A 21,606-nucleotide genomic window follows, 5' to 3' on the forward strand; every position below is an offset into this window, starting at 1 on the left:
TTTGTCGTTGACTTGCCTTCCACCCGGTTTCATCCTGAGATATAGAGGTTCCATGACCACCATCCTCAGTAGACGGAATATCCTCGGTGTTGGCATCGCGGTCGGCGCCACCGCCGTCGCCTCCGGCGCCCTCGCCACCGCCGCCGAAGCCCAGGAGTCCTTCGGCGCCAACCTCATCGGCCCCGCCCGGGGCGACCAGCTCCACCTCATCACCTTCAACCTCCGGTACGAGGGCGGCGACCCCTCGCCCCGCACCTGGGACGAGCGCCGCCCGCTCGTCAAGACCGTCCTGTGGCGCGAGCGCCCCACCGTCCTGTTCACACAGGAGGGCCTGTACGGCCAGAACCAGGACGTCCTCGAAGACCTCAAGGACCACGACTGGATCCACCTCGGCCGCCTCGGCGGCTCCAAGAGCGAGGCCACCGCGGTCTTCTGGGACCGCCGCCGCCTCAAGGCCCTCGAGTACGACCACCTGTGGCTCTCGGACACCCCGCTGCTCATCGGCTCCAAGAACTGGGGCAACAACGTCGTCCGGATGCTCACCTGGGTCCGCTTCCTCGACCTGCGCACCGGCCGGGAGTTCTACGCGGTCAACAACCACTTCGACCACCAGTCCGAGCCCGCCCGCCAGAAGGGCGCGCAGATGAACCTCGACGTCATCGCGCCCTGGGCCGAGGCCGGCGTCCCGGTGGTCTGCGCGGGCGACTTCAACCAGGTCCCCGACACCCCGACCTACACGATCCTCACCGACGGCGGACTCGTCGACACCATGCTCGCCGCCGAGGAGCAGGTGACACCCGTGTACGGCACCTGGAACGGCTGGAATCCCGTCCCCAGCGAGGAAGAGCGGCGCATCGACTGGATCCTCACCACCCCCGACGTGCGGATTCTCAAGGCGGGCGTGAACACCTACGCCAAGGACGGGCGCACACCCTCCGACCACTGGGCGGCGCAGGCGCTCATCGAGCTCCCCTAAACGGTCGGCGGGGCGGCGGCGGCGCGGATATTTTGAGGACATGAACGACGCGCTGATCGCCGCCCCGCCGGGCCACCCGCTCCTGGGCCCCGTCGAGCCGCCGCTGCTGCACGTCATGACCTACAACCTCAAGTCCGCCTCCGGCCGCGCCCCGCACTCCTGGTGGCGCCGCCGCCCCCTCGTGAAGGCCGTCCTCGAGAACGAGCTCCCCTCCGTCATCTGCACCCAGGAAGGCCGCTTCCGCCAACTCCTGGAACTGCGCGAGGACCTCGACGGCTACGACTGGGTCCACCTCGGCCGCGGCGGCGGGTCCCGCAGCGAGGCCACCGCGATCCTCTGGGACGCCGCCCGGCTCTCCCCGCTCGAATACGACCACCTCTGGCTCTCCAAGCACCCCAACGTGATCGGCTCGCGCAACTGGGGCAGCGGCACCATCCGGATGCTCACCTGGGTCCACCTGGAGGACCGCGTGACCGGCAGCCGCTTCTACGTGGTCGACAACCACTTCGACCACCGCTCCGAGAAGGCCCGCCGCAAGGGCGCGGGCATCCTCCTGCGCACTGTCGAACGCTTCCTCGACCCGGTGATCGTCGCGGGGGACTTCAACTGCGGCCCCGACTCCGCGACCTACCGCACCCTCACCGGCGGTGGCCTCGAGGACACCTGGGAGACCGCGGCCGAGCGCGCGACCCCCAACTGGGCCACATACAACCGCTGGCGGCCCGGGCCGGTCGAAGGCCCGACCCGCATGGACTGGATCCTGACCCGGCCGAGCGATGACTGCGGCGTCGAGGTCCACCGGGTCGGCGTGAACGCCTACACCGAAGGCGGCCTGACCCCCTCCGACCACTGGCCGGTCCAGGCCGTGCTCAGACTCGTGCCCCGGCGCGAGCCGCAGCGGGCCCCACACCCAGGAACTCCCGGATCTCGCTGACCGCCGCCCGCCCGGCCCGGTTCGCCCCCACGGTGCTGGCCGTGGGGCCGTAGCCCACCAGGTGCACGCGCGGATCGGCCGCGACCCTGGTGCCGTCCATGACGATGCCGCCGCCGGGACCGCGCAGTTTCAGCGGCGCGAGGTGGTCGAGCGCCGCCCGGAACCCGGTCGCCCACAGGATCGTGTCGACCGGCACGAACCGGCCGTCGTCCCAGCGAAGGCCCTCAGGGGTGATCGCGTCGAACATCGGCGAGCGGACGAGCACGCCCGACTCGCGCGCGGCCCGGATCGCGGGCGTCAGCGGCACGCCCGTGACGCTGATGACCGACTGCGGCCGCAGCCCGCGCCGCACCCGCTCCTCGACCATCGCGACCGCCTCGCGGCCCCGGTCCGGATTGAAATCCCCTGAGCGCCAGCGCGGTTCGCGCCGGGTGAACCAGTGGGTGGACGCGGCGAGCGGGGCGATCTCCATCAGGTGCTGGATCGCCGAGATCCCGCCGCCGACGACGGCGACGCGCCGGCCCTCGAACTCCCACGGCCCGCGGTACTGGGCGGTGTGCAGCTGCCGCCCGTTGAAGTGGTCCTGCCCGGCGTAGCGGGGCCAGAACGGGCGCTCCCAGGTGCCGGTGGCGTTGACGAGCGCCCTGGCGATCCAGGTGCCCTGGTCGGTGACGAGCTCGAGCCGCTTGTCGGGAAGCGAACGCACTGCGGCGACGGAGACGGGTCGGCGGACCCGCAGGTCGAACTCGCGCTCGTAGTCGGCGAAGTACCGGGCGATCACGCCGGAGACCGGGGTGGACGGGTCGGGTTCGGGCACGTCCATGCCCGGCAGCCGGTACACCCCGTTCACGGTCTCGAAGGTCAGTGTGGGCCAGCGGAACTGCCACGCGCCGCCCGCGTGCGGGGCGTGGTCGAGGACGACGAACCCGGTCTCGGGCTCGAAGTGCCGCCGCAGGAAGTAGGCGGCGGAGAGGCCGGCCTGGCCGGCCCCGATCACGGCTACTTCGACTTCGCGCTGCACCTTCAGTGGAACGGTTCCGGCGCGGGCGGGATTCCGCCGGGTGAGCCCCTTCACGCCCGTGCCTTCCCTATGCCTCCGGCGCTGGGAAGGCGTCCTTCATCGTGAAGGCCTCGGGGCTCGGGCCTTTCTCCCGCAAGACGGTGAGCCGCTTCTCGGCGTCCTGGACCGTGGGCCGCTCGCCCGCGGGCACCCACCACAGCGCGGTGACCGCCTCTTTCAGGTGCTCGAACCATTCGCGGCGGCGCTGGAGGAACGGCCGGTGCGCGGGGCCGTAGACGTACTCGCGGAACGCCTCGGGGCCGGTCCACACCGACATGTTGACGATGAGCCATTCGTCGCCCCAGAACCGGAACCCGGTGGCGCCGTCGCCCTCGCCGTCCACGAGCCGCCACACGAAGCCCGGTGCGGCGTCCGCGGCGGCGTTGACCTCCGCGAGGCCGTCCATGAAGTCCTTCATCACCGGCGAATCGAGGGGCGCGCGCATCCGCCCGATGTTCACTTGCGCCAGTTCGTATCCCGCAGTCATGCCCTGAGACTGCCAGCGCCCCGCGCGGGTCGTCAACGCCCGCGCCCGAATCCCAGTCGCAACCCAGTCGACCGGGTTTTCGGTTCAGTCCGCGAGGGGTGTCGGGAATTCGAGGCGGTTGCCGAACGGCGGGGCGCCGCGCGGGTCGCGGTAGCGGGCGTGGTCGGTCACGGTTCCTCTTGGGGGGCAAGGGAAGAGGGGCGGGCCAGCGGCCCGCCCCTCTCATTCGCTCAAGGCGGTTACTCCGCCAGCAGTCCGCGCAGGACGTACTGGAGGATGCCGCCGTTGCGGTAGTACTCGGCCTCGCCCGGGGTGTCCAGGCGGACCACGGCCTCGAAGGTCGTGACGGTGCCGTCGGGGCTCTCGGCGGTCACGGTGACCGTGGCGGGGATGCCGTCGTTGATCGCGGTGACGCCCGCGATCGAGACGGTCTCCTCGCCGGTCAGGCCGAGGCTGTGGTGCGACTCGCCCTCGGGGAACTGGAGCGGCAGGACGCCCATGCCGATGAGGTTCGAGCGGTGGATGCGCTCGTACGACTCGGCGATGACGGCCTTGACGCCCAGCAGGCGGGTGCCCTTCGCGGCCCAGTCGCGGCTGGAGCCGGTGCCGTACTCCTTGCCGGCGAAGACGACCAGCGGGGTGCCCTCGGCGGCGTAGTTCTGGCAGGCGTCGTAGATGGTCGCGACCGGGCCGCCGGCCTGGGTGAAGTCGCGGGTCCAGCCGCCCTCGGTGCCCGGCGCGAGCTGGTTGCGCAGGCGGATGTTCGCGAAGGTGCCGCGGACCATGACCTCGTGGTTGCCGCGGCGCGAGCCGTAGGAGTTGAAGTCCTTCGGGCTGACGCCCTGGGCCTTCAGGTACTCGCCGGCGGGCGAGTCGGCCTTGATGGAGCCGGCGGGGGAGATGTGGTCGGTCGTGACCGAGTCCCCGAGCTTCGCCATGACGCGGGCGCCCGTGATGTCCTCGACGGGGGCCGGGGTGGCCGGCATGCCGTCGAAGTAGGGGGCCTTGCGCACGTAGGTCGAGGCGTCGTCCCACTCGAAGGTGTTGCCGGTCGGGATCGGCAGGGACTGCCAGGTCTCGTCGCCGTCGAAGACGGAGGCGTACTCCTTGAGGAACATGTCGCGGCCGATGTTGCCGTCGACGACCTCGCGGATGTCCTCGAAGGAGGGCCAGATGTCGCGCAGGTAGACGTCCTGGCCGTCCTTGCCCTTGCCGATCGGGTCCGACGTCAGGTTGAGGTCCATCGAGCCGGCGAGCGCGTAGGCGACGACCAGCGGCGGGGAGGCCAGGTAGTTCATCTTGACGTCGGGGTTGATGCGGCCTTCGAAGTTGCGGTTGCCCGAGAGGACCGCCGCGACGGCGAGGTCGCCGGCCTGGACCGCGGCCGAGGTCTCCTCGGGGAGCGGGCCGGAGTTGCCGATGCAGGTGGTGCAGCCGTAGCCGACCAGGTTGAACCCGAGCTTGTCGAGGTACGGGGAGAGCCCGGCTCGGGTGAGGTAGCCGGTGACGACCTGCGAGCCCGGCGCGAGGGAGGTCTTGACCCACGGCTTGGTGAGCAGGCCGGCCTCGACGGCGTTCTTGGCGAGGAGGCCCGCGCCGACCATGACGTACGGGTTGGAGGTGTTGGTGCACGAGGTGATTGCGGCGATCACGACGGCGCCGTGGTCGAGCTCGAACTCGCCGGCCTCGGTCTTGACGGTCTGCGGGTTGTGCGGGCGGTCGCCGTTGGCCTTCTGGGCCGGGGCGTCCGAGCCCGGGAAGGACTCCTCGCCGGCCTCGTCGGTGACGTAGTTGGCGACGTCGCGGCGCCACTGGTGGCCGGCGCGGTCGAGCTGGATGCGGTCCTGCGGGCGCTTGGGGCCGGCGATGGAGGGCACGACGGTGGAGAGGTCGAGCTCCAGGTACTCGGAGTACTGGGCCTCCTTGGACGGGTCGTGCCACATGCCCTGGGCCTTGGCGTAGGCCTCGACGAGGGCGATCTGCTCGTCGCTGCGGCCGGTGAGGCGCAGGTAGTCGACGGTGCGCTCGTCGATCGGGAAGATGCCGCAGGTGGAGCCGAACTCGGGGGCCATGTTGCCGAGGGTGGAGCGGTCGGCGACGGGCACGGAAGCCACGCCTTCGCCGTAGAACTCGACGAACTTGCCGACGACGCCGTGGTCGCGCAGCATCTCGGTGATGGTGAGCACCAGGTCGGTGGCGGTGGTGCCGGCCGGGAGGTCCCCGGAGAGCTTGAAGCCGACGACGCGCGGGATGAGCATGGAGATCGGCTGGCCGAGCATCGCGGCCTCGGCCTCGATGCCGCCGACGCCCCAGCCGAGGACGCCGATGCCGTTCTCCATGGTGGTGTGCGAGTCGGTGCCGACGCAGGTGTCGGGGTAGGCGACGCCGTCGCGGGTCATGACGACGCGGGCCAGGTGCTCGATGTTGACCTGGTGGACGATGCCGGTGCCGGGCGGGACGACCTTGAACTCGTCGAACGCGGTCTGGCCCCAGCGCAGGAACTGGTAGCGCTCGCGGTTGCGTTCGTACTCGCGCTCCACGTTGCGCTGGAAGGAGTCCGGGTGGCCGAAGAAGTCGACGATCACGGAGTGGTCGATGACCATCTCGGCGGGCGCGAGGGGGTTGATCTTGGACGGGTCGCCGCCGAGGTCGCGCACGGCCTCGCGCATGGTGGCGAGGTCGACGACGCAGGGGACGCCGGTGAAGTCCTGCATGATCACGCGGGCGGGCGTGAATTGGATCTCGGTGTTGGGCTTGGCGTTGGGGTCCCAGGAGCCGAGCGCCCGGATGTGGTCGGCGGTGATGTCCGCGCCGTCCTCGTTGCGCAGCAGGTTCTCGAGGAGGACCTTGAGGCTGTAGGGGAGGCGTTCGTGGCCTTCCACCTTGTCGATGCGGAAGATGTCGTAGTCGTTTTCGCCGACCCGCAGCGTCTCGCGGGCGCCGAAGGAGTCCGTGCTCACCATGAGAGCTCCTTGGTTTCAGAACTGAAGATCGGTCTCAGTCTGCCGCACCCTCAAGGCCAGGGAACCGAGGTCGCGGAGAGTGGACCGCTCATAAACAGTACGTCCGTCTTATTTAACGGTTCCAACTGTATCACCCGGTGCATGGCGAGGGGTCCTTAGCCGAGCCTAAGCCGGTGCCGCGGCACGGCTCCACGGACACAGTGGTGCCGTGAAGCCCTGCGGCGCTTGGGATTTCAAGGAGGTCCGCGAACCGGGCCGCACTGCGGGGTTTGAAGGCCGGCGGCGGTTCGCGGTTGGTGTGCGGTGATGCTCGCCGCCGCCGGCCCGGTGCGGTGGATATAAGTCTTAATTCGGACTATACGCGCCGTGCCCACTGGGCCGTCACCGACCCGGGGATTCACGTCGCTGCCTGCGGTTACACCGCCAAACTAGTCAAACTTATGGCTCGCAAGCGTCGCCAAGCGAGGTCCCGCCTGGCGCTGCTCGCCGAGCCAGGACTCGACGTCGTCGGCCGTGCGCGGGAGCCCGGCCGAGAGGTTCTCGCAGCCCTCGGCGGTGACCCGCACGTCGTCCTCGATGCGGATGCCGACGCCGCGCAGCTCCTCGGGGACCAGCTCGTCGTTGGCCTGGAAGTACAGGCCCGGCTCGACGGTGAGCACGTAGTCCTCCTGCACCGCGCCCCGGTAGTAGTGCTCGGGGCGGGAGTTCGCGCAGTCGTGCACGTCGAGGCCGAGCATGTGGCCGAAGCCGTGCAGGGTCCAGCGGCGGTAGATGAGCGAGTCCTTGTCCAGGGCCTCGTCGACCGAGCCGGGCAGGACCCCGAGTCCCTTGAGGCCCTCGGCCAGGACCCGCATGCAGGTCTGGTGGATCTCCTGGAACTCGGTGCCGGGCTTGATGACGTCCATGCCCGCCTGCTGCGAGGCGTGCACGATGTCGTACACCTCGCGCTGCAGCGGCGTGAACGTGCCGCTCACCGGCAGGGTCCGGGTGACGTCCGCGGTGTAGAGGTGGTTGTTCTCCACGCCCATGTCCATGAGGATCAGCTCGCCCGGCGTGGTGCGCCCGTCGTTGGTGATCCAGTGCAGCGTCGTGGCGTGCGAGCCCGCGCCCACGATCGAGTCGTAGCCGAGGCCGTTGCCCTCGAGGCGCGATCGCAGCCCGAACACGCCCTCCAGAGTCCGCTCGGGGATGGAGCCGTTCGAAGGCAGGATGCGCGCCACGTCCTCGAAGCCGCGCACCGTGATGTCGATGGCGTCCTGCAGCTGCTCGAGCTCCCACGCGTCCTTGACCAGTCGCAGCTCCGAGAGCACCGCGGCGAGTTCGCCGTCGCGGGTCGGCTGCGGGTGCCCGTCGGCGTCCCTGCCCGGCTCCTCGGCCGCGAACAGCGCGTCCACGCCCGCGTCGAAGCCGCGCAGCACGCGCGCCTTGCCGCGCTCGACGCCCTGCAGCTCGCTCTCGAGCCGCTCCACGTCGCGGACTTCGACGCCCAGCTCGATGCTCGTCTCCTGCAGCGACCGCTTGCGGCCGATCCACAGCTCGCCGTATTTCGCGGAGCGGAAGAACTCGTCGGAGTCGGTGCCCTTGCGCGGGCGGCGGTACAGCACCGCGTCGTGGCCCGCCGTGCCGTTGGGGTGCAGGACGAGCACGCCCTCGGGGTCGAGGTCGCCGGTGAGCCACGCGAAGTCCGAGCCCGCGCGGAAGCGGAAGAAGGTGTCGTTCGAGCGGGTCTTCTCGGCGCCCGTGGGGACCACGACGGTCTCGCCCGGGAAGGCCGCGGAGACCGCCTCGCGGCGGCGGGCCGTGTAGGCCGCCTGCGCCGACTCGGCCACGTCGAGTTCCGACGCGCCCCAACCCGTGCGCATGAAGTTCAGGAACTTCTCGGGGAACTTGGGGTCGTGGGGCCGCTCGCCGGACTTCTTCTCAGCCATGACAGGTCCTTCCCAACCGTGTTGCGCCTGCTCCGATGATCGGCTCGCAGGCGTCGCCGCATGAGGTGGATGTGCCTCAACACGACCGTACTACTGGTGTGAGACGGCGACGGCGGCTAGTAGCGACGCCGGGGCCACCGCTACCCTGGAAATCGTGACCGATCGCGCCAATTCGTCGCTCAATCCCCCCGCCGGGGCGGGGGCCGGGCGTTCCGGTGTCACCCTCGGCGCCGACCAGCTCGAGCAGATCCGCCGCCTCGTCGCGGTCGGCCGGGCCCCCTCGGTGGACGAGTACGTCGCCGCGGCCGTGGCCGAGCGCCTCGAACGCGACCGCTCCCTCACCGAGCTGCAGGACCTCTTCGAGCGCAAGGGCCACGCCCCCAGCGCCGAGCACCTGGCCTGGGCCCGCGAAGTCCTCGGCGTCGACGACAGAGACGGCGAGGGCAGAGCGTGATCGGCGGCCGCATCCTGGACGTGTCCGCCATCGTCGGTTTCGCGACCTCCATGCCCTACCCGCAGGCCGTCGTCTTCACCGCCCTCGAGCAGAACGTGGTCCTCGCGATCCCCTCCGGGGCCCTCGCCGAGGCCTGGTCCCAGGCCCGCCGCCGCGACCGCGACGCCCTCCTCGTCCTCCTCGGCCTGCCCGTCACCGTCGTCATGGACCTCGACCAGAAGTCCGCCCGCGACGTCGGCCTCATGCTCTCGCGCTCGCGCCAGCACGGGAACATCGCCGCCGGGCACGTCGCGTGGTGTGGCCTGAACCGCCCCGGCTGGCCCATCGTGACGGGCGAGCCGAAGACGCTGCTTGCATTCGACTCGAGCCTCGAGATCGACCAATTGCCTTGAGCCGAGGACCGACGGACAATGGAGGGGTGGACGTGACCGCCGCACAGGAGCAGACCATGAGCGATCTCGGCCAACTGGACTACCGGCCCCGCAAGTCCCGCATCGGGGCCTGGATCGGCGCCGCCGTGGCGTTCGGCGGCTTCACCGCCCTGTCGTTCACCCTCGGCAGCCAGACCTACGAAGGCGGCGCCGTCACCTGGGTCGACCAGGCGGGCATGATCGGCCTCGGCGTCATCGGCGCCGGCATCGCCCTCAGCTTCCTGCGCCTGCGCGTCCGCGCCGACGAGAAGGGCATCGAGGTGACCAACGTCGCATCGAAGCGCTACTTCCCCTGGCAGGTCGTCACCGCCCTCAATTTCACGGACAAGATGACTTGGGCCACCGTGGAACTCGCGGACGACGACGAGATGTCCATCATGGCGATCCAGGTCAGCGACAAGGCCCGCGCTGTGGCGGCGATCAAACACCTGCGAGCGCTCTTGGAGCAGTCCCGCAGCTAGGTGCTAGTATTGCGTGTCGATCGCACCGGGCCATCTCGCATGGCGCGCGGTGCCGCAAGCGGAGTCCAGCTCCCACCCGCAGCCGGGACCCCCTAGGGGGAGCCGACAGGTGAACGGGTCACGTACGGCGACGAGATCGCCGTGCCCTTGGAGTGGACCCTGGCTGACGCCGGGGTCTTTTCTTTTGGGGACCTCACACGCGTGAGGCCTGTGCTGGGTCACGCTTGCACGACAAGCCGCCGGGGCTCCCGCCCCGACGACCGGAACAGCCACAGGGGCGCTGATGTTGACATCAGCGAGAATCGCGAACCAAGGAGGCCCCATCAGCGATCTGCGTATTAACGACCAGATTCGGACCAAGGAAGTGCGCCTGGTCGGCCCGGCAGGGGAACAGGTCGGCATCGTGTCGATCGACAAAGCCCTGCAACTGGCCGCCGACGTCGACCTGGACCTGGTCGAAGTCGCACCCACCGCCCGTCCGCCGGTCTGCAAGCTCATGGACTACGGCAAGTACAAGTACGAGTCCGCTCAGAAGGCCCGTGCCTCGCGCCGCAACCAGCAGCAGACCGTCATCAAAGAGATGAAGCTCCGGCCGAAGATCGACAAGCACGACTACGAGACCAAAAAGGGTCACATCGTGCGGTTCCTCACGGCCGGCGACAAGGTCAAGATCACGATCATGTTCCGCGGTCGCGAGCAGTCGCGCCCCGAGCTCGGCCGGCGCCTGCTGGACAAGCTCGCGGAAGAGCTCGCCGACCTCGCGATCATCGAATCGGCCGCCAAGCAGGACGGCCGCAACATGATCATGGTCGTCGCCCCGATCCGCCCCAAGGGCGAGATCGCCAAGAGCGGCGGCGGACGTAAGGGCGGACGCGGCGGCGACGCCGAACCGGCCGAAGCGGCGGCCTCGGAGGCACCCGCGGAAGCTCCCTCGGAGCAGCCCGCGGAGACGCCAGCCGAGACGACGCCCGAGGCCTGACCCCGAGCACCACTCACCGGCCGGAAGCGGGCGCCCGCGCGCGCCCGCCCCCGACCGGCATTGAACACAGAGGAGAAGCACGATGCCGAAGATGAAGACCCACAGCGGTGCCAAGAAGCGGTTCAAGGTGACCGGCTCCGGCAAGCTGATGCGCCGCAGCGCCGGCAAGAACCACCTCATGGAGCACAAGAGCGGTCGCTTCAAGCGCAAGGCGCAGGGCCGCACCGAGCTCGCCCCCGCCGACCAGAAGCAGGTCCGGAAGCTGCTGGGCAAGTAAGCCCGCACTCCGTTTGACTTCCCATCCGCTTTAAACGCAAGGAGACTTACTGTGGCACGCGTCAAGCGTTCGGTGAACGCCAAGAAGAAGCGCCGCGTCGTACTCGAAGAGGCCAAGGGTTACCGCGGGCAGCGCTCGCGCCTGTACCGCAAGGCCAAGGAGCAGCTGCTCCACTCGTACACCTACTCGTACCGCGACCGCAAGAACCGCAAGCGCGAGTTCCGCAAGCTGTGGATCACCCGCATCAACGCGGCCGCCCGCGCGAACGGCATCACCTACAACCGCTTCATGCAGGGCCTGTCCCTCGCCGAGGTCGAGGTGGACCGCAAGATCCTCGCCGAGCTGGCCGTCAACGACGCGGCGGCGTTCACCGCCCTCGTCGAGGTCGCCCGCAAGGCCCTCCCCGAGGACGTCAACGCCCCGGTTGAGCAGTAGAGCCGAGCAGTAAAGATGCATCTTGATGAACCCGGGACGGACGCGCTCACCGCGCGATCGTCCCGGGTTGTCAATGCCCGCAAGCTGCAGCGCCGCCGCGAGCGCGACAAGACCGGGCGGTTCCTCGCCGAAGGCCCCCAGGCCGTCCGCGAGGCCGTCGCGGCCGGAGTCGTCGTCGACCTGTTCTACGACCTCGACGCCGACGAGCGCCACTCGGACCTGATCGACGCCGCCGTCGCCGCGGGCGCCCACGTGCACCCGTGCACCGACGCGGGCCTGGCCGCGCTGGCCGAGACCGTGACCCCGCAGGGGCTCGTCGCGGTCTGCCGGTTCCTCGATCAGCGCCTCCCCGAAGAGGCGACTCTGGTCGCGGTGCTCCACGGCATCACCGACCCCGGCAACGCCGGCACGGTGCTCCGCGCCGCCGACGCGGCCGGAGCCGACTGCGTGGTCTTCGGCACCGACTCGGTCGACCCCTACAACGGCAAGTGCGTGCGCTCCTCCGCCGGGAGCCTCTTCCACCTGCCCGTGGTCCGCGCCGCCGACACCGGCGACGCGCTCGACCTGTTCCCGCACGCCCAGATCCTCGCCGCGGCCGCCGACGGCGACGACCTGTACGCGCTCGACGCCGCGGGCGACCTCGAAGCGCCCACCGTGTGGCTGTTCGGCTCCGAGGCCCACGGCCTCGACGACGAGACCGCCGCGCTGGCGCACCGCAAGGTCGGCGTCCCGATCTGGGGCAAGGCCGAATCCTTGAACCTGGCCGTGGCCGCCGGGGTGTGCCTTTACGCGAGTGCCGCGTCCCAGCGGCGGAAGTTAGACTGGTGGCATGTCGATCGGCCACCGCGAATTTATACAGCCCGCCGGGTGCGGGCTGTGGCGTTAGTCGACCACTTCCTCTCTGGCGGGCTGCGGCCGAGCCGCGTGCCTTTTCTAGACTCCTAAAGGTCCCGCCAGGAGAGAGACGAATGACTACAGAGAATGAGGCTGGCCTGCTCCAGCCCGAGGCCCTCGCCGGGGCCGTCAAGGACGCCGCCGCGATCATCGAGGCCGCCTCCGACCTTGGAGAACTCGCCGCCGCCAAATCCGCCACGCTCGGCGACAAGGCACCGGTGTCCTTGGCCCGCAGGGCCATCGGTTCGATCCCGGGCAAGGATCGCGGAGAGGCCGGACGCAATGTCAACGCCGCCCGCACCGAGATCACCGCGATCTTCGAGGCCCGCGAAGCGATCCTGAAAGAGGCCGAGGCCGCCCGCGTCCTCCGCGAGGAGACCGTCGACGTCACCGCGCGCACGCCCCGCCGCCGCCAAGGCGCCCGCCACCCGATCAACGTCCAGATGGACCGCATCGCCGACCTGTTCGTGGCCATGGGCTACGAGATCGGCGAAGGACCCGAGGTCGAGCTCGAGTGGTTCAACTTCGACGCGCTCAACATCCACCCGGACCACCCGGCCCGGACCATGATGGACACCTTCCACATCGCCGACGGCAAGGGCGAGTACGGCTCGAACATGGTGCTGCGCACCCACACCTCGACCGTGCAGATCCACACCATGCTCACGCAGGAGCCGCCGATCTACACGGTCGCGCCCGGCCGCGTGTACCGCACCGACGAGGTCGACGCCACCCACTCGCCCGTGTTCCACCAGACCGAGGGCCTCGTGGTCGACAAGGGCATCACCATGGCCGACCTCAAGGGCACCCTCGACCACTTCGCGAAGTCGGTCTTCGGCCCCGACGCGATCACGCGCCTGCGGCCCTCGTACTTCCCGTTCACCGAGCCGAGCGCCGAGGTCGACGTCTGGTTCGCCGCGCACAAGGACGGGCCGCGCTGGATCGAGTGGGGCGGCTGCGGCATGGTCAACCCGCGCGTGCTGCGCGCCTGCGGGATCGACCCCGACGTGTACTCGGGCTTCGCGTTCGGCATGGGCGTCGAGCGCGCGCTCATGCTGCGCCACGGCATCACCGACCTGCGCGACATCATCGACGGCGACGTCCGGTTCCCCGCCGGGCTGAAGGTGGAGGAGTAGACGATGAGGATTCCCGTTTCCTGGCTCGCCGAGTACGCCGCCCTGCCCGCGGACCTGACCACGGAGGCGCTCGACGCCGCCCTGGTCGAGGCCGGGCTCGAGGTCGAAGAGGTCGACGACCTGCGCGGCCGCGTCTCCGGCCCGCTCGTGGTCGGCCGCGTCGCCTCCATCGAGGAGCTGACCGAGTTCAAGAAGCCGATCCGCCACTGCTGGGTGGAGGTCGGCGAGGCCGAGCCGCGCTCGGTCATCTGCGGCGCGCGGAACTTCGCCGAAGGCGACCTCGTCGTCGTCGCGCTGCCGGGCGCCGAGCTGCCCGGCGGCTTCAAGATCGGCTCTCGCAAGACCTACGGCCGCCTCTCGGACGGCATGATCTGCTCGGCCCGCGAACTCGGCGTCTCCGACGACCACGAGGGCATCATCGTCCTCGCCGAGGGCGAAGTGGGCGCCGACGCGCGCCCGCTCGTGGGCCTCGACGACGTCGTGTTCGAGCTGGCGATCACCCCGGACATGGGCTACTGCTTCTCCGTGCGCGGCATCGCCCGCGAGGTCGCGCACCGCCTCGGCGTCGCGTTCACCGACCCGGCGTCGAAGGCCGCCGAGCCCGCCGCGACCGAGCACCCGCCCTACCCGGTGCGGGTCGAGACCGACGGCTGCACGCGGTTCACGCTGCGCGAGGTGCGCGACGTGGACGCCAACGCCGAGTCCCCGGAGTGGATGGCCAAGCGGCTCACCCAGGCCGGGATGCGCCCGCTGGGCCTCGCCGTGGACGTCACGAACTACCTCATGCTCGAGCTGGGGCACCCGCTGCACGCCTTCGACCGCGACGCCCTCGAGGACGTCATGGTCGTGCGCCGCGCCAAGCCGGGCGAGACCCTGAAGACCCTGGACGACGTGGAGCGCAAGCTCGACCCCGAGGACATGGTCATCGCCGACGGCACCGGCCCGCTCTCGCTCGCCGGCGTCATGGGCGGCCAGACCTCCGAGGTCGGGCCGACCACCCGCAACGTGCTCATCGAAGCGGCGCACTGGAACCCGACCGCGATCGCCCGCACCTCGCGGCGGCACAAGCTGACCTCCGAGGCCTCCAAGCGCTACGAGCGCGGCGCGGACGCAGGGATCACGCTCATCGCCGCCCAGCGCGCGGCGGACCTCCTGGTCGAGTACGGCGGCGGCACCCTCGTCGAGACCGTGGCCGACATCGACCACCGCGAGCCCGCCGAGCCGATCGTGATGCCGGTCGACCTGCCGTCGCGGACCATCGGCGTGGACTACGACCGCGACCTGGTCGTCTCGATGCTCGAAGCGGCCGGCTGCACCGTCGTCGGCGGCGTCGTCAAGGAAGGCACCGTGGAGGGCGGCGACGTCCTCACCGTCGTGCCCGCCTCGTGGCGCCCCGACCTGACCGACCCGGCCGACCTGGTCGAGGAGGTGGCCCGCCTCCACGGCTACGGCCACATCCCCTCGAGCATCCCGCGCGCGATCGCCGGGACCGGCCTGACCTCCTCGCAGCGCCGCCGCCGCCGCGTGGCCCGCGCGCTGGCGGACAGCGGCTTCGTCGAGACCTACACGTTCCCGTTCGTCTCGCGTGAGCGCGCCGACGAACTGGGCCTGGACGAGAAGGACCCGCAGCGCGAGGCCGTCGCCGTGCTCAACCCGCTCGACGACGCCGCGCCGCTGCTGCGCACCACCGTGCTCGCGAGCCTGGTGAACGCGGTGCGCCTCAACCTGGCGCGCGGCGCGAAGGACCTCGCAGTGTTCGAGGAGGGCCTGGTCTTCCAGCCCGCCGAGGGCTGGTCCGACCTCGAAGTGGTCGAGCTGCCGGTGTCCAAACGCCCCGAGGACGAGGCCATCGCGGCCGCGATCCGGCGCCTGCCGGCGCAGCCGCGGCATGTGGCCGCGGTGCTGTGCGGACAGGACGTGCCGTCCGGTGTCGACGTCCAGGGCCGGGCCGTGGACTGGGCCGACGCCGTCGAGGCCGCCGAGACCGTCGCCGAAGCCTCGGGTGTGAAGCTCGAAGTGGCCCAAGGGGAGGCCGCGCCGTGGCATCCGGGCCGCTGCGCGGAGCTGCGCGTGGACGGGGCGGTCGTCGGCCACGCCGGCGAGCTGCACCCCGAGGTCTGCGAGCGCCTGGGCCTGCCCCGGCGCACCGCCGCGATGGAGCTCGACCTCACGGCGCTGCCGCTGCCCGGCCTGGCGCCCGCGCCGGTGATCTCGCACTTCCCGGCGACCCTCATCGACGTGGCGATCGTGCTCGGCGAGGAGGTCCCGGCGGGCGAGGTCGAGGCGGCCCTGCGCGAAGGCGCGGGCGAACTGCTCGACTCGCTGCGGCTCTTCGACGTCTACCGGGACGCGAAGCTCGGCGAGGGCAAGAAGTCGCTCGCCTTCAAGCTCGAGCTGCGCGCCGCCGACCGGACGCTCACGAACGAGGAGGGCGTGGCCGTGCGCGACGCCGCCGTCGCCGTGGCGGCCGCGCGATTCGGCGCGTCCATTCGCGAATAGACGGTTGCAAACGCCTGGGGCGCAACATCGCAGGTGCGATGGGGCGCCCCATTCGCGTGTCCGTGTCAGCCGGTTACGGGCAGTAAGCCCAGAGCCGGGGGTTACCGGCTGGTCCGCGCCTTTTAAGGTACGTGGTGTGAATAACGGGAACCCCTCTCGCGTTGGCAGGCGGCGGAGGCGGACCGGCTCGCAGCAGGTCGGTTCGTCCGGGCACCGCCGAGCCGTGGCCCGGAGTTCCGGCTACAGCGGCAAGCGCCGCGCGGCCGGGGCGACGGCCATCGCGATCCCCTTGCCAGGCAAGCGCGACGACCTCGAACTGAACAAGCTCCACCTCGCCGTCGCGGGAGCAGTCGGCCTCGTGATCGCCATCGGCGTGACCATCGTCCTCGGCAATCTCCCAGGCGAAGGCGCCGACGGGGCCGACCAGGAGGACGCCGCCTACCTGTACGCGGGCGGCCAGGCCCTCCCCGACGACTTCGCCGACCGGCACCCCTCGCTGGTCGAGCAGATCAACGCCGAACTCGAGGCCCGCTACGGCCTCACCCCCGACCAGCTCTACGACGAGGCCGCCCGGCCCGACGGCCTCCGCGTCGTCCTCACCCTCGACAAGGCCCTCCAAGAGGCGGCCGAGCAGACCCCCGATGAAGCGGGCGTCGTCGCCGTCGAACCCGGCACCGGCGCGGTGCGCTGCTACTACGGGGCCGAGCAGGCCTCCGGCGCCGACCAGGTCAGTGCCGCCGCGCCCCACCCGCCCTCCTCGGTGTTCGACATGATCACCGCCGCCACCGCACTCGAAGCGGGCGCCTCCATCGATTCGTGGTGGAGCGACCAGGACACCGACGTCACCCTCGCCGTCGCCTTGCGGGAGTCGCGCACCGGCGCGATGGACGCCGTCGCCGAGAAGTACGGCGTCGAAGCCGTCCTCGAGACCGCGAAGGGCATGGGGCTCAGGACCATCGCCGACGGCCAGGGCACCGTCTACGACCTCGCGAACGGCGAGTACGGCGGGCTCAAGGCCGCCGACTTCGGCACCTACCCCGTCAGCGTCGTCGACATGGCCGGCGTCTACGCCACCATCGCCGCGGGCGGCCTCCAGGCCGAGACCCACTTCATCGAGCGGGTCATCGACACCGGCGACGACGAGGTCCCCGCCGAGCGGGACGCCGCCACCAACCAGGCCCTCGCCGAGACCACCGCCCAGGACCTCCAGTTCCTCGGCCTCGGCGAGGCCGAGGCCATCGAGGACCGCGACTTCTTCGGCGTGGGCGCCGACTACCACGGCGAGACCACGCAGGCCTGGTTCGTCGGAGCGATACCGCAGCTGAGCGTCGCCGCCTGGGCCAACGGCGAAGCCGCCGCCGACGGCGGCATAGGACTGTGGCGCAACGTCATCGACACCGCCATCGAGACCAACGACTACGAGGCCGAGCAGCTGCCGGGCGCCTCCGGCGAAGGCGAGGACCTGACCGAGGACATCGTGGGGGACGACGGCCAGATCGACCCCGACAGCGCCTACTGCCAGACCAACCCCGACGCCGAGGGCTGCGGCGGCGCCTCCTCCTCGCCCAGCGCCTCCGACTCGCCGTCCGCGGACGACACCAGCAGCGCGGCCGAACCCGATCCCGGCCCCACCTCCTCCGAACCCGACCCGGAGCCCCCGTCCTCCTCGGAACCCGACCCGGAACCGTCCACCACGGAGGACTGCAACTGGCCCTTCTGCTGAGCCGCAGTGGTACGGTGCGTGCTCCGGCAACGCCCATCAGCCATGAGGAGTCACCATGTCCTACGACCCCTACAACCAGCAGCAGTCCCAGCCCCCCGGCATGCAGCCGCCCCCGCCGCCTGGCATGCCCATGGCCCCGCCCGCCTACCAGCAGCAGCAGGCCGGCGGCGTCGAGATCAACGGCAAGGCCGTCGCGGCGCTCGTCTGCGGCGTCCTGTTCTGCACCGGCATCCTCGGCATCATCTCGCTCGTGCTCGGCAAGAGTGCCGAGCGGGAGATCAACGCCGGCATGGGCATCGGCCGCCCGATGGCCAAGGCCGGGCGCGTCCTCGGCTGGGTCGGCATCGCGTTCACCCTGGTCTGGGTCGCCTACTTCATCATCCTGTTCGCCATCATCGGCACCGCGGCGAACTCCATCTCGAACTCGACGGTGTACTAGCTTGACCCCCAACGGCTTCCCGCGATCGCGGCTGCTCCTGACACTCTCGATCGCGGTGCCGTTGGCGGTGCTCGGCGACGCCCTCTGGGTGCGCGCCGACCCCGGTTCACCGCCATGGCAGGGATTCGACGACTGGTGGAACGGGCTCGTCGGCAGCCCGGTCGGCAGTCCGCTCTGGCACGCCGCCGAGCTCTTCAACCACCTCGGCGGCGAACTCGGCCTCGTCCTCGGCGCCGTCGGCATCGTGCTGCTGCTCCTCGTGCGGCGCTGGCGTTCGGCCGTGTACGTCTGCGCGGCGCTCGCGGCGACCAAGCTCGTCACCGACGCGGGGAAGCACCTGGCCGAGCGGCCGCGCCCCGGCGACATCACGGTGGACACCGGCTCGTGGGCGTTCCCGTCCGGGCACAGCTCCCGGATCGCCGCGATCGTGGTCGTCATCGCGGTGCTCTTCGTCCCGGCCCGGCACTGGAAGCGCTGGTGGCCGTTCGCGATCGCGCTGACGTGCGCGATGATGCTCGCCCGCAACTGGCAGCACGCGCACTGGCTGACCGACACGGTCGCGGGCGCGGCCACCGGCGCGGCGGTCGCCGTCTTCATGTGGTGGGCGCTCGCGCCGCTGCTCGACCGCGAACGCGCCCTTCGCGAAGGCGCACAACTCGAGACGGCCGACGCGGGGGCTCAGGGGATTGGCTCAGAGCGCTTAAGCTGATTGCAGTTCTTTCTGAGAGGTGCCCTCGATGACCACGCCCGACCCGTACTCGCAGCCCCAGCAGCCGCCCCCGCCGCCGCCGCAGGTCCCGCCGCCCTACGCGCCGTACCCGCCCCAGCCCTACGGGTACCCGCCGTACGTGCCGCCGCGCCCGACGAACGGCATGGCGGTCGCGGCGATGGTCGTCGGGATCGTCGGCGTGTGCGGCTTCCTGGGCATTCTGGCGCTCATCTTCGGCAACATCGCGAAGCGGCAGATCCGCGAGACCGGCGACCAGGGCGACGGCATGGCGACGGCGGGCATCGTGCTCGGCTGGATCGGGACGGCCGCGACCATCTTCTGGATCGCCTACTACATCATCATGATCGTGTTCGTCGGCGCCGCGTTCAACGAGCTCGAGAACAGCGACTGGCCGACCAGCGACTGGCCGACCGACGACCCGACCTGGGCGATCACTTTGCTGGCCGGGTTCTGACGTACGTGGTCGCCGTCGTGTTCGCGGCCGCCAGGACCGCGAACGCGACCGCGGCGGCCGGGTAGCCGAGTGCCCACAGGGCCAGCGCCCCGGAGCCGAACGCGGCGGCCTTGACCGCGACGACCCCGGCGGTCGGCAGGAGGAACCGCGCTCGCGGCGAGGCGAACGCGCCCCACACCGCGATGAGCGCCCCCACCGCGGCGACCGCGATCGGGATCCTGACCCACCAGGCGAGGTCGAGCGCGAGCGCCCACCAGCCGACGAAGGCGAACATCGCCAGCTCGAGGGTGAACGCCAAGAGCGCGTTGAACATGACGAGGGTGCGGAGCGGGCCGGCGTACCTCGCCCATTCGACCGGGGGAGGCGAGGAGTGTTCACTTCGGGGCACGTGTCAATGATGTCGCCCGGGGCGGGCCGGATCCACTCCGGGTGCGACCAAAGTCGGAGGCGCGGATACGCATCGAGGCTGAGGACGCGGCGACCCGGGCGTGATGGGATGGGGGCATGACCGATTCCCCGGGCCTCCTGCAGCGCGTGCACCGCGGCGACGCGATCGCCGCGGGTCTGCTGTTCGCGGCCGGGTCGCTCCTGATCGGACTGGGCAGTTTCGAGCGGTACATGGCGGACCTGCCGATGTGGCTTCGGTTCGTGCCGCTGGCGCTGACCTGCCTGGGCGTGGTGATCCGGCGGGCCGCGCCGGGCTGGTGCCTGGCCATCGGCACCGTCGGGTTCTGCATGGAGGTCGGCATCGGGCTGTCCCTGGCCACGGCCTGCGTCTTCACGGACAACCTCTACGCCTTCGCCCGCTACGGCCCGCGCCGCAAGGTCCGCGTGCTCGCACCGGTGGTGGCGCTCCTCGTCCTCGGGCTCGGGGTGTTCTCGGCCCTTGAGGGCGGGAGCCTGGCCGCGGTGCTCACCACGCTCGCGATCGCCGCGGTGGTGCTGCTCTCGCCGATCGCCACGGGCATCATCGTGCGGCAGGCGCACGACCGGGCGAACCTGGAGGCCGAGCGGGCGGAGCAGGCGACGCGCCTGGCGGACGTGCGCCGCCGCGAAGCGGTGCTGCGCGAGCGCACGATCATGGCCCGGGAGCTGCACGACACGGTCGCGAACTACCTCTCTGCGATCGCCCTGCAGTCGACGGCGCTGCAGGCCCGCAAGGACCTCGACGCGGAGACGGTGCGGACCTCGGTGGCCGCGATCCGCTCGAGCTCCGTGGAGGGCCTGGCGGAGCTGCGGCGCATCATCGGGCTGCTGCGGGCGGGGGATGAGGGCGAGGAGCTGGCGTCGTACCGGATCGACCAGGTGCCGGATCTGGTGGAGCGCATCCGCGCGGTCGGGTTGAAGGTCCACTTCGAGATCGAAGGGGCGCAAGGGGACCTGCCGGGCGAGGTCGAGCTGACCGTGTATCGGCTGGTGCAGGAGGCGCTGACGAACGCGCTCAAGTACGGCTCGGACGCCTCGGTCGTGATCGGCTTCGAGGCCGAGCGGCTGACGGTGCGGGTGGAGAACGCGCTCAACCCGGAGGCCGATCCGGTGCCGGGCGGCGGGGCCGGCCTGGTGGGCATGACGGAACGGGTCCGGCTATTGGGAGGTAAGGTGCACGCCGGACTCGACGGCACCCGCTGGAAGGTCTGCGCGGCAATCCCCACAGGAGGCAATGGTGGCTAGGGTCCTGCTCGCCGACGACCACGCGGCGGTGCGCGCCGGGCTGCGGATGCTGTTGGACAGCGCCGACGACATCGAGGTGGTCGGCGAGGCCGCCGACGGCGTCGAGGCGGTGGAGCGCGCAAGGGAGCTGCGCCCCGACGTGGTCGTGATGGACATCCGGATGCCCCGCAAGGACGGCATCGCGGCCGCGGCCGAACTGCACGGCGTCGCCGACGTGCTGGTGCTGACGAGCTACGGCGACGACGCGAACGTCTTCGACGCGCTCCGGGCCGGGGCGAGCGGGTTCCTGCTCAAGGACGCCGACGCCGAGACGCTGGTCGAGGCCGTGCGCACGATCGCGCGCGGCGACGGGCTGATCTCGCCCGCGGTCACGCGCGGCCTCATCGCGGAGTTCGCGCGCTCGCGCCCGGCCTACGCCCCGATCGCGGTCGACGGCGCCGGGCTGGCGAACCTGACGCCGCGCGAGACCGAGGTGCTGGCGCTCATCGGCGAGGGCATGTCGAACGCGGAGATCGCGGGCGAGCTCGGCATGGCGGAGGCGACGGTGAAATCGCACGTCACCCGCGTGCTCGCGAAGCTCGGCCTGGCCAACCGCGTCCAGGCGGCTATTTTTGCCCGCGAGCAGGGCCGCTGAGGTCGGGGCAGGGCGTCTGGCGACCTGCGGCCGGTCGCCGC

The 21,606-nt window shown here is 70.8% G+C and carries 22 protein-coding genes; 17 read left to right on the top strand and 5 right to left on the bottom strand.

Annotated features, from left to right (window positions below; all coding sequences use genetic code 11):
• Positions 1 to 52: 52 nt before the first annotated feature.
• Together J5V16_RS01190 and J5V16_RS01195 are read left to right on the top strand one after the other, a co-directional pair.
• Positions 53 to 976, top strand: a complete 924-nt coding sequence (locus tag J5V16_RS01190) for an endonuclease/exonuclease/phosphatase family protein (RefSeq protein ID WP_208494128.1) — start codon at positions 53 to 55, stop codon at positions 974 to 976.
• A gap of 40 nt (positions 977 to 1,016) precedes the next feature.
• Entirely contained in the window at positions 1,017 to 1,910 is an 894-nt protein-coding gene (locus J5V16_RS01195; RefSeq protein ID WP_208494129.1) for an endonuclease/exonuclease/phosphatase family protein, read from the top strand.
• On the opposite strand, the gene J5V16_RS01200 is transcribed toward J5V16_RS01195, so the two are convergent.
• The 4 genes from J5V16_RS01200 to J5V16_RS01215 all read right to left on the bottom strand — a co-directional run bounded on the left by J5V16_RS01200 (position 1,846) and on the right by J5V16_RS01215 (position 8,348).
• Positions 1,846 to 2,937: an NAD(P)-binding domain-containing protein gene (locus J5V16_RS01200; RefSeq protein WP_255537180.1), complete on the bottom strand. Its 1,092-nt coding sequence runs from the start codon at positions 2,935 to 2,937 to the stop codon at positions 1,846 to 1,848. The two genes, J5V16_RS01195 and J5V16_RS01200, sit on opposite strands and share 65 nt — an antisense overlap.
• A gap of 61 nt (positions 2,938 to 2,998) precedes the next feature.
• On the bottom strand, positions 2,999 to 3,457 hold the full coding sequence (locus tag J5V16_RS01205) for a DUF3291 domain-containing protein (RefSeq protein ID WP_208494131.1): 459 nt from the start codon (positions 3,455 to 3,457) through the stop codon (positions 2,999 to 3,001).
• A 239-nt stretch (positions 3,458 to 3,696) separates the two neighbouring features.
• The gene (gene acnA, locus J5V16_RS01210; RefSeq protein ID WP_408612357.1) at positions 3,697 to 6,417 is read right to left on the bottom strand and encodes an aconitate hydratase AcnA; all 2,721 of its coding nucleotides are present in this window, start codon (positions 6,415 to 6,417) and stop codon (positions 3,697 to 3,699) included.
• 431 nt (positions 6,418 to 6,848) lie between these two features.
• Positions 6,849 to 8,348 (bottom strand): aminopeptidase P family protein, encoded by a 1,500-nt coding sequence (locus J5V16_RS01215; RefSeq protein WP_208494133.1) that lies wholly within the window; start codon positions 8,346 to 8,348, stop codon positions 6,849 to 6,851.
• A 154-nt stretch (positions 8,349 to 8,502) separates the two neighbouring features.
• Here J5V16_RS01215 and J5V16_RS01220 point away from each other — a divergent pair, with 154 nt between their 5' ends.
• The 13 genes from J5V16_RS01220 to J5V16_RS01280 all read left to right on the top strand — a co-directional run bounded on the left by J5V16_RS01220 (position 8,503) and on the right by J5V16_RS01280 (position 19,260).
• Positions 8,503 to 8,802, top strand: coding sequence for a hypothetical protein (locus tag J5V16_RS01220; protein ID WP_208494134.1), 300 nt, complete (start codon positions 8,503 to 8,505; stop codon positions 8,800 to 8,802).
• On the top strand, positions 8,799 to 9,194 hold the full coding sequence (locus J5V16_RS01225) for a hypothetical protein (protein ID WP_112140276.1): 396 nt from the start codon (positions 8,799 to 8,801) through the stop codon (positions 9,192 to 9,194). The genes J5V16_RS01220 and J5V16_RS01225 overlap by 4 nt, the downstream gene beginning before the upstream one ends.
• Before the next feature lie 32 nt (positions 9,195 to 9,226).
• Positions 9,227 to 9,694 carry a PH domain-containing protein gene (locus J5V16_RS25290; protein ID WP_208494135.1) on the top strand — a complete coding sequence of 156 codons (468 nt, stop codon included), beginning with the start codon at positions 9,227 to 9,229 and terminating at the stop codon, positions 9,692 to 9,694.
• 283 nt (positions 9,695 to 9,977) lie between these two features.
• Positions 9,978 to 10,673, top strand: a complete 696-nt coding sequence (gene infC / locus J5V16_RS01235; protein ID WP_243900563.1) for a translation initiation factor IF-3 — start codon at positions 9,978 to 9,980, stop codon at positions 10,671 to 10,673.
• An 82-nt stretch (positions 10,674 to 10,755) separates the two neighbouring features.
• Complete coding sequence (gene rpmI / locus J5V16_RS01240) at positions 10,756 to 10,950, top strand: 50S ribosomal protein L35 (protein WP_208494136.1); 195 nt, start codon at positions 10,756 to 10,758, stop codon at positions 10,948 to 10,950.
• A gap of 51 nt (positions 10,951 to 11,001) precedes the next feature.
• Entirely contained in the window at positions 11,002 to 11,385 is a 384-nt protein-coding gene (gene rplT / locus J5V16_RS01245; protein ID WP_208494137.1) for a 50S ribosomal protein L20, read from the top strand.
• A 15-nt stretch (positions 11,386 to 11,400) separates the two neighbouring features.
• A complete protein-coding gene (locus J5V16_RS01250; protein WP_208494138.1) occupies positions 11,401 to 12,330 on the top strand; it encodes a TrmH family RNA methyltransferase in 930 nt (309 codons plus the stop codon).
• A gap of 23 nt (positions 12,331 to 12,353) precedes the next feature.
• The gene (pheS, locus tag J5V16_RS01255; RefSeq protein ID WP_208494139.1) at positions 12,354 to 13,415 is read left to right on the top strand and encodes a phenylalanine--tRNA ligase subunit alpha; all 1,062 of its coding nucleotides are present in this window, start codon (positions 12,354 to 12,356) and stop codon (positions 13,413 to 13,415) included.
• Positions 13,416 to 13,418: 3 nt separating this feature from the next.
• Positions 13,419 to 15,914 (top strand): phenylalanine--tRNA ligase subunit beta, encoded by a 2,496-nt coding sequence (pheT, locus tag J5V16_RS01260; protein WP_208494140.1) that lies wholly within the window; start codon positions 13,419 to 13,421, stop codon positions 15,912 to 15,914.
• Positions 15,915 to 16,137: 223 nt separating this feature from the next.
• A complete protein-coding gene (locus J5V16_RS01265; protein WP_208494141.1) occupies positions 16,138 to 17,637 on the top strand; it encodes a penicillin-binding transpeptidase domain-containing protein in 1,500 nt (499 codons plus the stop codon).
• A 55-nt stretch (positions 17,638 to 17,692) separates the two neighbouring features.
• The gene (locus J5V16_RS01270; RefSeq protein ID WP_208494142.1) at positions 17,693 to 18,076 is read left to right on the top strand and encodes a DUF4190 domain-containing protein; all 384 of its coding nucleotides are present in this window, start codon (positions 17,693 to 17,695) and stop codon (positions 18,074 to 18,076) included.
• A 1-nt stretch (position 18,077) separates the two neighbouring features.
• Entirely contained in the window at positions 18,078 to 18,785 is a 708-nt protein-coding gene (locus J5V16_RS01275) for a phosphatase PAP2 family protein (protein WP_208494143.1), read from the top strand.
• Positions 18,786 to 18,813: 28 nt separating this feature from the next.
• Positions 18,814 to 19,260: a DUF4190 domain-containing protein gene (locus J5V16_RS01280; protein WP_208494144.1), complete on the top strand. Its 447-nt coding sequence runs from the start codon at positions 18,814 to 18,816 to the stop codon at positions 19,258 to 19,260.
• On the opposite strand, the gene J5V16_RS01285 is transcribed toward J5V16_RS01280, so the two are convergent.
• On the bottom strand, positions 19,238 to 19,648 hold the full coding sequence (locus J5V16_RS01285; protein WP_208494145.1) for a YrdB family protein: 411 nt from the start codon (positions 19,646 to 19,648) through the stop codon (positions 19,238 to 19,240). The two genes, J5V16_RS01280 and J5V16_RS01285, sit on opposite strands and share 23 nt — an antisense overlap.
• A 116-nt stretch (positions 19,649 to 19,764) precedes the next feature.
• On the opposite strand from J5V16_RS01285, the gene J5V16_RS01290 reads away from it, so the two are divergent.
• Together J5V16_RS01290 and J5V16_RS01295 are read left to right on the top strand one after the other, a co-directional pair.
• Positions 19,765 to 20,931 carry a sensor histidine kinase gene (locus J5V16_RS01290; RefSeq protein WP_208494146.1) on the top strand — a complete coding sequence of 389 codons (1,167 nt, stop codon included), beginning with the start codon at positions 19,765 to 19,767 and terminating at the stop codon, positions 20,929 to 20,931.
• The gene (locus J5V16_RS01295; protein WP_208494147.1) at positions 20,921 to 21,565 is read left to right on the top strand and encodes a response regulator; all 645 of its coding nucleotides are present in this window, start codon (positions 20,921 to 20,923) and stop codon (positions 21,563 to 21,565) included. Before J5V16_RS01290 ends, J5V16_RS01295 begins: the two co-directional genes overlap by 11 nt.
• Positions 21,566 to 21,606: the final 41 nt, after the last annotated feature.

The organism is Glycomyces niveus, from assembly GCF_017592475.1.
In the GTDB taxonomy this organism is placed as follows: domain Bacteria; phylum Actinomycetota; class Actinomycetes; order Mycobacteriales; family Micromonosporaceae; genus Glycomyces; species Glycomyces niveus.

Coding starts and splice junctions, on each gene's coding strand:
- J5V16_RS01195 (WP_208494129.1), top strand. CDS start 1,017: ATGAACGACGCGCTGATCGCCGCCCCGCCGGGCCACCCGCTCCTGGGC.
- J5V16_RS01215 (WP_208494133.1), bottom strand. CDS start 8,348: ATGGCTGAGAAGAAGTCCGGCGAGCGGCCCCACGACCCCAAGTTCCCC.
- J5V16_RS01205 (WP_208494131.1), bottom strand. CDS start 3,457: ATGACTGCGGGATACGAACTGGCGCAAGTGAACATCGGGCGGATGCGC.
- J5V16_RS01190 (WP_208494128.1), top strand. CDS start 53: ATGACCACCATCCTCAGTAGACGGAATATCCTCGGTGTTGGCATCGCG.
- pheS (WP_208494139.1), top strand. CDS start 12,354: ATGACTACAGAGAATGAGGCTGGCCTGCTCCAGCCCGAGGCCCTCGCC.
- infC (WP_243900563.1), top strand. CDS start 9,978: ATGTTGACATCAGCGAGAATCGCGAACCAAGGAGGCCCCATCAGCGAT.
- J5V16_RS01295 (WP_208494147.1), top strand. CDS start 20,921: ATGGTGGCTAGGGTCCTGCTCGCCGACGACCACGCGGCGGTGCGCGCC.
- J5V16_RS01290 (WP_208494146.1), top strand. CDS start 19,765: ATGACCGATTCCCCGGGCCTCCTGCAGCGCGTGCACCGCGGCGACGCG.
- J5V16_RS01270 (WP_208494142.1), top strand. CDS start 17,693: ATGTCCTACGACCCCTACAACCAGCAGCAGTCCCAGCCCCCCGGCATG.
- rpmI (WP_208494136.1), top strand. CDS start 10,756: ATGCCGAAGATGAAGACCCACAGCGGTGCCAAGAAGCGGTTCAAGGTG.
- pheT (WP_208494140.1), top strand. CDS start 13,419: ATGAGGATTCCCGTTTCCTGGCTCGCCGAGTACGCCGCCCTGCCCGCG.
- J5V16_RS01250 (WP_208494138.1), top strand. CDS start 11,401: ATGCATCTTGATGAACCCGGGACGGACGCGCTCACCGCGCGATCGTCC.
- J5V16_RS01280 (WP_208494144.1), top strand. CDS start 18,814: ATGACCACGCCCGACCCGTACTCGCAGCCCCAGCAGCCGCCCCCGCCG.